8 protein-coding genes are annotated in these 11,433 nt (G+C 62.0%); 2 read left to right on the plus strand and 6 right to left on the minus strand.

Annotation, left to right across the window (positions count from 1 at the left end; all coding sequences use genetic code 11):
* Window positions 1–2: 2 nt before the first annotated feature.
* The 5 genes from G6P88_RS05880 to G6P88_RS05900 all read right to left on the minus strand — a co-directional run bounded on the left by G6P88_RS05880 (window position 3) and on the right by G6P88_RS05900 (window position 7,637).
* Complete coding sequence (locus G6P88_RS05880; protein WP_165322313.1) at window positions 3–1,256, minus strand: NAD(P)/FAD-dependent oxidoreductase; 1,254 nt, start codon at window positions 1,254–1,256, stop codon at window positions 3–5.
* Window position 1,257: 1 nt separating this feature from the next.
* Window positions 1,258–1,692, minus strand: a complete 435-nt coding sequence (locus G6P88_RS05885) for an SRPBCC family protein (RefSeq protein WP_165322314.1) — start codon at window positions 1,690–1,692, stop codon at window positions 1,258–1,260.
* A 9-nt stretch (window positions 1,693–1,701) separates the two neighbouring features.
* Window positions 1,702–2,754 (minus strand): Rieske 2Fe-2S domain-containing protein, encoded by a 1,053-nt coding sequence (locus G6P88_RS05890; RefSeq protein WP_165322315.1) that lies wholly within the window; start codon window positions 2,752–2,754, stop codon window positions 1,702–1,704.
* An 11-nt stretch (window positions 2,755–2,765) separates the two neighbouring features.
* A complete protein-coding gene (locus G6P88_RS05895) occupies window positions 2,766–4,829 on the minus strand; it encodes a TonB-dependent receptor (RefSeq protein ID WP_165322316.1) in 2,064 nt (687 codons plus the stop codon).
* A gap of 108 nt (window positions 4,830–4,937) precedes the next feature.
* Window positions 4,938–7,637, minus strand: coding sequence for a winged helix-turn-helix domain-containing protein (locus G6P88_RS05900; protein WP_226946739.1), 2,700 nt, complete (start codon window positions 7,635–7,637; stop codon window positions 4,938–4,940).
* Window positions 7,638–7,708: 71 nt separating this feature from the next.
* On the opposite strand from G6P88_RS05900, the gene G6P88_RS05905 reads away from it, so the two are divergent.
* Window positions 7,709–8,404 carry a type 1 glutamine amidotransferase domain-containing protein gene (locus G6P88_RS05905; RefSeq protein ID WP_165322317.1) on the plus strand — a complete coding sequence of 232 codons (696 nt, stop codon included), beginning with the start codon at window positions 7,709–7,711 and terminating at the stop codon, window positions 8,402–8,404.
* 168 nt (window positions 8,405–8,572) lie between these two features.
* On the opposite strand, the gene G6P88_RS05910 is transcribed toward G6P88_RS05905, so the two are convergent.
* On the minus strand, window positions 8,573–9,775 hold the full coding sequence (locus G6P88_RS05910) for an FAD-dependent oxidoreductase (RefSeq protein ID WP_165322318.1): 1,203 nt from the start codon (window positions 9,773–9,775) through the stop codon (window positions 8,573–8,575).
* Window positions 9,776–10,154: 379 nt separating this feature from the next.
* Here G6P88_RS05910 and G6P88_RS05915 point away from each other — a divergent pair, with 379 nt between their 5' ends.
* On the plus strand, window positions 10,155–11,417 hold the full coding sequence (locus G6P88_RS05915; RefSeq protein ID WP_226946740.1) for a tyrosine-type recombinase/integrase: 1,263 nt from the start codon (window positions 10,155–10,157) through the stop codon (window positions 11,415–11,417).
* Window positions 11,418–11,433: the final 16 nt, after the last annotated feature.

An 11,433-nucleotide genomic window follows, 5' to 3' on the forward strand; every position in this document is an offset into this window, starting at 1 on the left:
GCTCAGCTGAAACGACGAACCAACGGCATGGCAAGCTTCACCATGCCTGATACGAGGCTGTGGGCACGGGACCGGCGCGCGCGCTCCAATGGAAACCGGGCGGGCCAAGCGTCGCGGCTCAACGCAAGCCGCGCAAGGTCTTCTCCCAGTAGAGTTCCCGCGCACAATCCGTAGCCGTTGCAGCCTTGTCCTGCGAAAAAGCCCTGCCCAAGCTGGATCAACTGAGGCAGCTTCTTCGGGGTCATCAAAATATGCCCCCCGCTCATTCCGGACCAGTCAGGCGGCGAGATGGTGGGGAAGGCGCGCGTAAACTTGCGCGAGAGAAGATCGGTTGCCTGGGGCAGCGAAAGGCGGCCCGGACCCGGCAGGACGGTTGAGACCACTCGCCCATCCGCGGTCATCGTTCCGCCAAAAACAGACATGTCGTCCAGATCCGCAAAGGTGGACACAGGCGGAAGGGCCGCGCGCTGCAATTGGGTAAGCGGAGCTGACGAGACCAGCTGACATTCGATACGCCCCCCGAGCTGGTCTAGGCCATGGCCTAGGTCAGCGCCTCCATGGACTGCTGCCACAGCTATATCGGCGCGCACGGTTCCTTCACGGGCATCGACCAGCCATTGCCCATCTCCAATCCGGGACACCCTGCTCACGGGGCTGCCCTCGAAGAGGGTCGCGCCCAGCTGTTCGCAGCGAACCGCCAGCCCTTTCATATAGGCCAATGGATCGAATGTGCCTCCGGACTTGAACAGAAGGCCGCCCAGGTAACGCGGACTGTCCACATAATGGCCTAGGGCAGCGCTCAGGTGCTCCACCTCGGCGCCACATCGCCGCCATTGCTCGGCGATATCCCCGAGACGCTCGGCCGTAGCTTGCCGGGCAGCGAGAGCCAGGAAGCCCTCCTTAACGGGCCTGCTTTCCGGAGCAAGGCTCAGCGCACGGTCAATCAGCGTGTCGGCACTCGCAGCCAGCGCGCGGTTCAGGGCATCTCCCCGCTCGGGGCCCAGCTCTGCGACGACGCCGCCTGGCGTCTGCATCCCCCAAATGGGTGCGATCCCGGCCGCGTTGGTACCGGAAGCACCTTCCCCCACCGCTGCGGCTTCAACCAGAATGACGCGGAGTCCATGGCGACTGGCATATTCGGCCGCAGTCAGGCCGACTATGCCACCGCCGATCACGACGAGGTCGCACACCTGATCGCCTTTGAGAGAAGGCCGTTCATGCTGGCCGGCTGGGACCCATACGGGCGGCTCGGCCATGTCAGAGGCCGAGTGCAGCTTCGAGATTGCCGATGTATTTTCCAATGTTGCTTCGCGACAACTCTCGCAGCTGTTCGCCCTGTGCGGGATCGATCGGGGAGAAGCGCGTCCGGATAAGGAACATGCTCTCATCCGGCCCGGCAGGTGTCACCTGAATCCTCCCGGCATAGTCGGCCCATTGCAGCGGGCCATAGTCCACCATGTCGTAGGCGATCACGCGCTCGACATTATCCAGCTCGACGAGGCGCTCGACTACGGCCCCGCCACCAATTGCAGGATCAAGATGATAGGTGCGCAACGCGCCCTTCCCCTGCCCGCTGCATTCGACGCGCGCGACATAACCGCGGGTCAGGACCGTGCCCGAAAAGTCGCTCACATAGTGCCAGACCTTTTCGGCCGGCGCAGCGATCCGCCGGGCGATTTCGACCGTCAGCATCTCTCTCTCCTATCGGATATAGTCGGCGCCAGGGTGCGCTCGCGGAAATGTCTTCAGATAATCGACGAAGCGTCCAAGCGCCCGGTCGCTTCGCGTGAACATGCCGCGCGTGAACCGGATCGAATTGAGGATATCGACGTCCTGATCGACGACAGCTATTTCCAGCGTCTGCGCAAAATCGAGCGTTTCCTGAACGCGCCTGTCGTCTTCGGGCGTGCCATCCGATTTCTGCGTCGCGATCACGAAATAGCTGCGCAGGGTGCCCGGTCGATGAATGCCGCATGGGTATAGGAAGGCAAACCACCGGCCGTTCACGGTCCCCATCTGGTAGAAGATGTTGGTGCCGTGAATTCCGACTCTGTACTCGAGCTCGGCCCCCGTTTCCCGAAACCGCCCCTTCAGATCATAATGATATCCATGGCTGTGCCAGTTGATATCGCTGGTTGCGTCGCCTTGTACCTCGATCCCGTGAACGACGCTGATATGGTTGAAGTCGGTGGTATTGCACATGAAGACCCACGGGTCGGCAAGCAGATCGAGATGTGGGATCTGTGGATGGAAGGCGAGTTCGTCGTCGGGAAAGCCCAGATCGGGAAGATCGAAGAGCGGCTCTTCCCCGTTGAAGGCCCAGATCAGCCCAAAACGCTCCTGCACCGGATAGCGAAATACCCGCATGGCATCGACCACGGCGTCGCCGGTCGGCGTGCGTGCGCATTTGCCGCCGAGATCGAACTCCCAGTGATGAAATGCACAGACGAGGCGATCACCCGCCACCTTCCCGATCGAAAGATCGGCACCGTTATGCGGGCAATAGGCGCTGACGACGTTGGCCGCGCCCTGCTCGCTCCGATAGACGGCAACGCGTCCATCGAGAAAGTTGCGTCCCAGCACGGCGCCTGGTGCCACATCGCTCGACCGACAGAGCGGATACCAGTTCTGCGAAAAGCGGCCGTCCTGGCCTTCATAGGTTACGCCCCGGCCGTGCCGCCGCCGGTCGATCAGTTCGAGTGCGGCCTGCTGGCCGTTGAACATATCCTCGAGATCGCGTGCCACAGTGGGCATGGCTGGACTCCTCAGAATTTGAGGGATGCAGCAACGCCGTAGCGGCGGGGCTGTCCCGGATAACGAATGTCAGCAGCGCCGGCCGAGAACTCCTTTGCGAAGAATTCCTCGGTGTACCGCTCCTTGAGCAGATTGGTGGCGTAAAGGGCTATGGAATAGCCACGCGCGTCGAACGTGAGGCGGGCATTGACGAGATTGACGGCATTCTGCCGGTCGGCATTGTCGATGTGCCAGTAATTCCCCGAGCGACCGGAATAATCCAACCGCGCAATCAGCGCACGGTCGTCATCGATCGGCAGGCGATATTGACCGAACATGGTGTATGACCAGCGATAGGTCAGCGGGACCTTGTTACCGCGGAAACGATTTGTTCCGTCGAAATCCTTTATGTCCGTGTCGATGAAGCCAAGAGATGCGCCGAGCTGCACATTTCGGGTGGGTCGCGCCTGAGCCTCGAACTCGAGGCCGAATATGTCGGTCTTTTCGACATTGACGATGCCTTGGTCAGCAAGGTTCAGGATGAAAACCTGCTGATCCTTGTATCGCATGTAGAAGGCCGCCGCATTGAGCGTCAGTTTCCGGTCCAGAAGACTGTTTTTCGTCCCGATCTCGAGCGTATCCGCGACTTCCGGGCGATAGATCGCTGGGAACACGCCGGTGGGTGGGTTGAAGCCACCACTGCGAAAGCCTCGCGCCGCCGTCGCGTACACCATGTTGTCCGGCGAAAAGGCATATTTGACCGAGAGCTTAGGCTGCCACTCGTCGAATGTTGCCTTGCGCTTCGGACCCGCCACCAACCGGTTCGTCTGCGTCCGCTTGTCATGATCGTAGCGAAGAGCCGCAGTCAGTTCGAGCGCATCGGTCGCGTTGTAATTGAGCTGGCCGTAGACGGCCTTGGTCAGGATATCCTCATCCGCCGCCGCAACCGGCAAGGGAATATAGGCCGATGGGGGCAGTCCGCTGGCGCCCGGATTGGGGGAGATCAGCACCGTCGTTTCGATGCTTCTCTTTGCGTCGAGCAGATACGCTCCGGCAGTCCAGCGCAGCTTCTGCGAGGAGGGCGAAGCCAGTCGAAGCTCCTGGCTGAAGCTCTCGTAACCGCGAATCTGGCGTGCGCCCAGAACCGACGCCGGCGTCCAGTCGAGATCCTCGATCAGATCGATATGCGTGTCGTTGTAAGCGCTGACCGACGAAAGCGTGAACGGATCGAACTCATAGTCGATCTTGAGTGCAGCATCCTTGATTTTCCGGGGGCTCTCACCGAGAAAATCATTCTGGATCGGGATCGACGTGTTGTTCGGCTGCCCATCCGGAAGGGGGATGTACCAGGACGCCCCGCCCTTCAGATCGCCATAGCTACCACGCAGATCGAGCGTCAGCCGGTCGCTCGGGATGAGAATCAGGCGGCCCCGCAGGTTCAGATCCTCGACGAAATCCACCTTCCGGTTGAGTGTGACGTTATGCTGCACGCCATCGAATTTGCGGTAGTCTGCCGCCACGCGGAACAGCAGGATATCGGGCACGATCGCCCCGCTGAGCGACCCCGAAAGCCGTCGATCATCGCCATTGGCATAATCGACCCCGACCCGCCCCTCGAGGGTGTTGGTCGGTCGCTTCGTGGTGATATTGATGGCTCCGCCGATAGCGTTCCTCCCGTAAAGCGCTCCCTGCGGGCCCTTGAGCACCTCGATCTGCTCCAGATCATAAAGCGCCTGTTTGATCATATCGGTCGATGTCATCTGTACGCCGTCGATGACCAGAGCGACCGGCGCTTCGCCGTTGCGAACCTGACCGATGCCCCGAATGCTGATCGCAACCGTGCCGGCATCCTGGGCGTCGACGAGCGAGATGTTCGGAACCAGCGCGGTTACATCGTCGATGCTGCGGATGCCCGCTTCCTCGATGGCTTTCGCGGAGAAGGCAGTCACGGAATCGGGGACTTGCTGCAGGCTTTCCGATCGCTGCCGCGCCGTTACGACGATGTCATTACCGTCTATGTCTTGCGCATGTGCGCTCGTTCCGAAAATGCTGACTGTCGCCAGCAGTCCGCTCAGCAAATGCTTCCCGAACCCCATCCCTTTGTCCCCTTCTCGCTCGTTGCGCCGGCCTGTGGCCCGTACGCTGGAAGCCCGATCCTATGGCGGAGCACGCTGGGGGGTATATCGGTAGAAAAGGTGGACCTGTCAGATGAGCCGGAGATTGCGGGCCGCAGCGATCGCACGCGACCGGGTCGCGACATCCAGCTTGCGATAGATATTGATGCGGTGAGTCTTGATCGTGCTTTCAGCTACGCCGAGCGTTCGGGCCATTTCCTTGCTCGACAGCCCGTCCGCCAGTGCGCGCAGGACATCGACCTCGCGTGGGGTCACGACGACGTCGCTGGCAGGCGGGGGCACCGCGCTCATGCCTCTCCGCACCACCGGGCTATTCTGCATCAGCCGCGCGACAACGGTACGTTGGGCTGGCTCAAAAATATGGAGCGCCCCTTCGCAGGCAGCCAGCACGATGGGCAGAAGCGCTCCGAACTGTGAGACGACACCGATAAGTCCCTCGCTCTCCGTCGTCTCCAGGGCCAGGCGAAAAGCGTGCGCGGCATCCATTCGGCGGTCGGCCACCGCCGATGCTGCGGCTCGCAGAATGTGCATCTCAATATCAAGACCGACCGATCCTGCATCGGCGGTTTCAGCCTCCAGCGAGGCCATTGCCGCACCGTCGCTCACGCCCCGTTGCAGCAGACCGGCCATCATCGCGATTCCATAATCGCAAGACAGCCGTCGATCCCTCTTACGAAACAGCGCACAGGGTGGGCCGAGCTCATCGAGCATCTGCATCGCTCGATCCACATCACCTACGCTGAGCAACATGCGTGTCTGCAGCAGATCCAGTTGATAGCGCAGGCGAGGCAGGTTGCGTCGGTCCGACGTTTCCCGGCCGCGTTGCATGATCTGTTCAGCTTGAATCAAATTGCCGGTGCGTATGGAGAACCAGGCCTGTGTCGCGTAGGCCGCGACGAAAACCTCGTGCCAGCCTTCCGTCGCCTCAATCACCGGAAGCGCAGATTCCAGAAGATCGGTGGCGGTGGACAGATCGCCTGAAAGGTACAGCGTGTACGCCAGAAGGGCGATCGCCACTGCAACCTGGGGGCTGCCTTCACCGAAATGACGGGTGGCCTGTTCGAGGCTGCGACGAAAATAGAGTTCCGCCTCCCGCCGCCGCCCGGTCCGCAGCTGGGACAGGCCCAGATACTGGTAGGCGTAGACTTCGAGCAGGGGGAGTTGGTGCAGACGCGCCAGTTTGCAGGCTTTCTCTCCATGGACCCGGCACCACAAGTCGTCTCCCCGATCGAAGCTCGCGAGACAGGAGAGATGATGGAGCAGGACGCGCAGCGTAGGATCGTGGCTCCCATTCGCCAGCTGGCGCTCGAGGATCGGTAGGCAATCCGATGGAAAGCAACGATCTTCGTAGATCAGCGTCACGAGATGGTTGCACAATATCTCGCAGGCCAGAGCAGGATCGGTCTCCTCCAGAGACTCGATGGGCCTGGCTTCCAGCAACCCGTTCAGCAGCGACCGCGCCTCGATCAACCGGCCGTGCTGCGCCGCATAATAGGCCTGGCCGAGCGTCACGCGCGGAAATTCTCCGGGCGTGACATGGTCCAGATCGTCGAGATGCCGTAACAGGGCGAGACCACCCCGTATCGCCATTCGCCATCCGCCGGCAGCTTCGATAATGCCGAGTGCCGCTGCATGGTCCGACACCAGAGCGGCGTGCGCCAGCGCTTCCGGCAACAGATTTTCCGCCGCCAGCCAATTGGCCGCACGAAGATGCAGATCGTCCAGCCGCGCCTGGCGCCCCTGGGCCAGCGCATCATAGAGAAATTCGCGGAGCAGAGGATGAAAGCGGTACCAGACCCCTTCCTCGTCCAGCGGCGCAATGAGCAGATTCTGGCGGCGAAGCTGATCCAGCATCTGCGCGCTGTCGTCGCGTCCGGTGATCGCGTCGCCGAGCCCCTTGCTGATGCGTTGTGCGATCGATGTCTCCAGCAGGAATTGCTGGGTGTCTTCGGACAACCGCGAAAAGACCTGCTCTGCAAGATAATCGGCCAGATCGGTCGATCGGCGAGTCAGATGATCGAGCGTATCGACATGGTCGCGCCCCGCCAGCCAGAGTCGCAGAAGCTGCAAGGCTGCGGGCCAACCTTGCGTGCGGTCGATCAGTTCGCTCCAGTCCACTTTGCCCGACTGGTCGCTGATAAAGGCTCTGGCCTCGCTGTCGGAGAACCGGATATCGCGTTGCTCCAGCTGCAACAGCTGACCATTCAGTCGCAGGCTCGCCAGCGCAATTTCAGGTATGCCCCGCAACGCGATGACGATGGCGGCATGCGACGGCATCCGTTCGATGACATATTCCAGAAAGAGGTTGGTCTTGGGCGATGCGATGCGGTGATAGTCGTCTATGATGAGCCGCACGGGCTCTTCGCTGGCCTCCAGGGCAAGAACGATCGCGCGCGCAGCCGCTTCGACGGCAAGGCCCGGCAAGCCTGCGTCTATCGCCTCCCGCGAATAAGGAAGAGGCAATCCGGCACGGCTCAGGGCAGCCATAAGATAAGCGAAAAACTGATCCGCCTCGAACTTCGAATCGTCGACGCTGTACCAGGCTACCGCAACATCTTCGCGGCGCCACTGCGCGTGACACTGGCTGAGCAATGTGGTCTTGCCATAGCCCGCCGGCGCCGAGACGACGACCAACTGCTTCGCCGAGGTGGTGATCCTCTCGACAAGTGCATCGCGCCACAGAACATCGATCGACCTGTTCGGCGGAGCCAGTTTAGTCTGGATGAGCATCGGTCGATCATGCCACAAGTTTGGTGGCGTCCCATCCACCGAATTGGTGGATTGCGGCCGAAGATCGGCGCGCGCACTTCCGGGGAATACACCGCTGAAGGAAGATCGCCATGACCAGAACCATCCTCTTCGCACTCACCGGACAAGGCGATCTGGGACAGACTGGTGCCAAGACCGGCGTGTGGTTGGAAGAGCTGGCGGCTCCCTATCAGATGCTCAGCGCAGCCGGTTTCGACATTCTCTTCGCAACGCCGGGGGGCAAGCCGGCTCAGCTGGATCCGGCGAGTCTGGAAGAGCCCTGGCTGCAGCCTGCAGGACATTGGTTTCGCGCCCAGAAGCAAGCCCTCGCCCAGCTGGAAGCTCCGCTCGACCTGGCGAATGTGGTCGCCTCCCGGATCGACGCGATCTTTCTGGTCGGGGGCACGGGGACGCTGTGGGATTTCCCCGGCTGCCGTCCACTCGGCGCGCTGGCCAGCACCTTGCTGGCAGAGAACAGACCCGTTGCAGCCATCTGTCATGGCGTCGTCGGCCTGTTGACCGCCACGGCGGCAGACGGCCAGCCGCTCGCAGCGGGCAAGTCGCTCACCTGCTTCAGCAATGAAGAGGAAGCCATGCTCGAATATGACAAGCTCGTGCCGCTTCTCGCAGAAACGGAACTTGTCGCGCAGGGAGCGCTGTACAGCAAAGCGGCTCCCTTCGAAGCGCATGTCGTCGAGGACGGCCTGCTGATCACCGGTCAGAACCCGGCAAGTGCCGGCCCATTGGCAAAGGCCTTGCTCGCGCGTCTCGGAACGCCCTTGCCCTAGGCGAGACTGCTGAAACAGCGAACGTTGGGAGTTGGAACTGCCAAGCTCCCATATGCCCGCTGTTGTCGTCGGTATGGAGGGACTTTTCGCCCATGGCGTGCGAATTCAGGCCGGGGGAGCCGGGGTTTCCGCAGAGATTCCGTTCTCCACCAGCTTCGTCTCGGCACGTCATCGGCGTCTGCTCTCCAACCCGAGCGGGCCGAGGGGGCTGCCGAACAGCCCGCTGACCAGCAGCGCCTGGAACCGGTCGATCGGCCATAGTTTCGATATCGGCCCCATGATCCGGTCGCGCACGATGGGCAGCAACCGGCTGTCGGACTGATAGATCGGCGTAAAGGCCCAGGTCAGCCACTGATACAGCCGGACATGCCGACGGCGCGAGACGACCGCCGCATCGAGCGCTTCGCCGATATCGGCGTGCCGCGCCAGGGCCGCCGAAAGCGCCCAGGCGTCGAGCAAGGCCATATTGGCGCCCTGCCCCAGTTGCGGGCTGGCCGAATGCCAGGAATCGCCGATGTGGATAAGCCGCTCGGCGGTGGGATCGGCTAAGGTGCGATGCGCGTATCGCGCGTAGGTCATCTGCCTCTGATGGCCGATCCCGGCGAGAAACGGATCGCATTCCGGCCACAGCTGGCGAACCTCCTCCTTCCACACGTCCAGCCCCGCCTGTTGCCAGGATGCGAGATCACTTCGCTTGAGAGACCAGAAGAAGGCGGCCCGCTCGCGCCCATTGCCGCCGCTGCCAAGGGGCAAGATGCCTGCCATCTTGCTGGCGCGCTGGTAGCGCTGCGTGAGGCTGTGGGGGTCGAAAGCGCAAGCATCCGGCCAGTCGAGGCTCGCCCACAGCGCGCCGTAAGGCAATTCATGTCCCGTGGGTGGCGCCAGCGCGGACCGGCTTCCCAGACCGTCGACGATGAGGTCGAAACCGCCGCTCGTCCGCCCGTCCTCGAACAGGAGGACACGCTTGTCGCGGTCGATCCGCGACCCCGCGATCGTCAGGCCACCATGGACGGGAATGCCCTGCGCGGCGACGGCGTCATGCAGAGCGTCGAAAAGACAGGCGCGGTGAATGCCCACGCCATGATGGCCCGGCTCGGCCATGGCGGCATAGGAGACATCGAGAACGACCCGCGGGCCTGCGGTACCATATAGACGATCGACCCGAGCCCCCTCCCGCCGGATCCGCTCTGCCAGGCCCAGACGCTCGAGCACCGCCATGCCCGTCGGCTGGATCATCAGTCCCGATCCTACCGGCTGCGGCCTATCGAAGCGCTCGAACAACTCGACCCGCTCGCCCGCCCGGGATAGCAGCAGCGCCGCGGCAAGACCGCCAACCCCGCAACCCGCGATGCCGATCCGCCTGGCAACCATGGACGGGACTTAGCGGAGGGTCTGTATGCGGACGGGCGAAGCCCGCATTCTGCTATGTCTGAAGCGTCCCCATTCCAGGCTTCGCCTCCTGTAGGAAGCACCGTCGATGCGGGGAAAAATGGTGCTGCCGGTGAGGATTGAACTCACGACCTCAGCCTTACCAACGGGTATAGGGTTGTGCAACCTACTCCAGCCCATGGCACGATATCCCTATGTTTGCCGCATTATATCAACACGATAGACCACACGAAACCTTCCCAAACATATCCGGCGGTATCCGATGGTTCTCCTACGGCTTTATTACGTTGCGGCGCAGCCCATTCCACGTAATTTCTGGCTCCGGAGGTGCTGAACTATGCCCCGCAAATTGACTACGCACATGATCGAGACCGCCACGCTGCCCAAGACCGGCCAGTCCTTTTTGTGGGACGGCGAGCTCAAGGGATTCGGAGTCCGCGTCGCGTTTTCAGGCGTGAAGTCGTATGTCCTTCAGTACCGTAGTCCTGACGGCCGTCTTCGCCGCATGGCGTACGCGAGGTATCCCGTGTTCACAGTCGACGAGGCACGCAAAGAGGCGATCAGAATGCTCGCCGATGTGACCCGGGGTATCGACCCGGCCGATGCGAAACAGGCGAAGCGTGCCGCGCCGACGATTGGTGACGTCTGTGATTGGTATCTTGAGGAAGCGGAGGCTGGCCGACTCCTCGGGCGCCGACGCATGCCGATCAAAGCTTCGACGGTTCGGATGGAGCGGAGCCGGATTGAGCGACATATTCGGCCGTTGATTGGCCATCGGAAGGTTGTTGGGCTGAAGCCGGCGGACATCGAGGCGATGCAGGCTGATATTGCTGCGGGCAAGAGCGCCGCTGAGAAAGGCAAAGGGCGCGGCCGGTCGACGACGGGCGGCGCCGGGGCCGCGTCTCGCGTAATTTCGACACTTCATTCGATGTGCGAGCATGCGGTCCGCCTCGGAATCATCGAGAGCAACCCCGCCAGGGGTGCGCGGCGGATGGCGAGCAATCGCCGAACGCGCCGCCTTAGCGCAGTGGAGCTTGGTAGGCTCGGCAACGCTATGCGGGTAGCCGGGAAGCGCGACGAGAATCCGACCGGCCTCGCGGCTGTGAGATTGATTGCGCTCAGCGGCTTCCGGCTGTCGGAGGCACAGCAGGTTCAGCGTGTATGGATCGACGCCGAGGCTCAGGCGGTCCACTTCCCGGATACGAAGACGGGAGCGCAGGATCGGCCGATCGGGAAGGCTGCGTTGGATGTGCTGACCTCTCAGTCGGCGATCGCCGGCTGCCCCTTTGTGTTTCCCTCGGACTACGGAGACAGCCACTATAAGCAGGTGCCCGATGTGCTGGTCCGTCTCTGCGCCGCCGCGAAGATCGAAGGCGTCACGGCTCATACGCTGCGCCATACTTTCGGAAGCATTGCCGGCGATATGAGGTATGCCGAACTGACTATCGCAGCCCTTCTCGGGCACGGAAAACGCGGTGTGACGCAAGGGTACATTCACATCGAAGAGGGTTTGCGTGAGGCCGCCGATGCGGTTTCGGCGAAGATCGCAGATTTGCTCGATGGGCGTATCAGTAGCGTTCGACAGGATCGGGATCCAGCGCTCGAGCGACCTCTTGCTGCATAAGATTGATTGGGGACCG

The sequence above is a fragment of the Rhizorhabdus phycosphaerae genome, assembly GCF_011044255.1.
Classification (GTDB): domain Bacteria; phylum Pseudomonadota; class Alphaproteobacteria; order Sphingomonadales; family Sphingomonadaceae; genus Rhizorhabdus; species Rhizorhabdus phycosphaerae.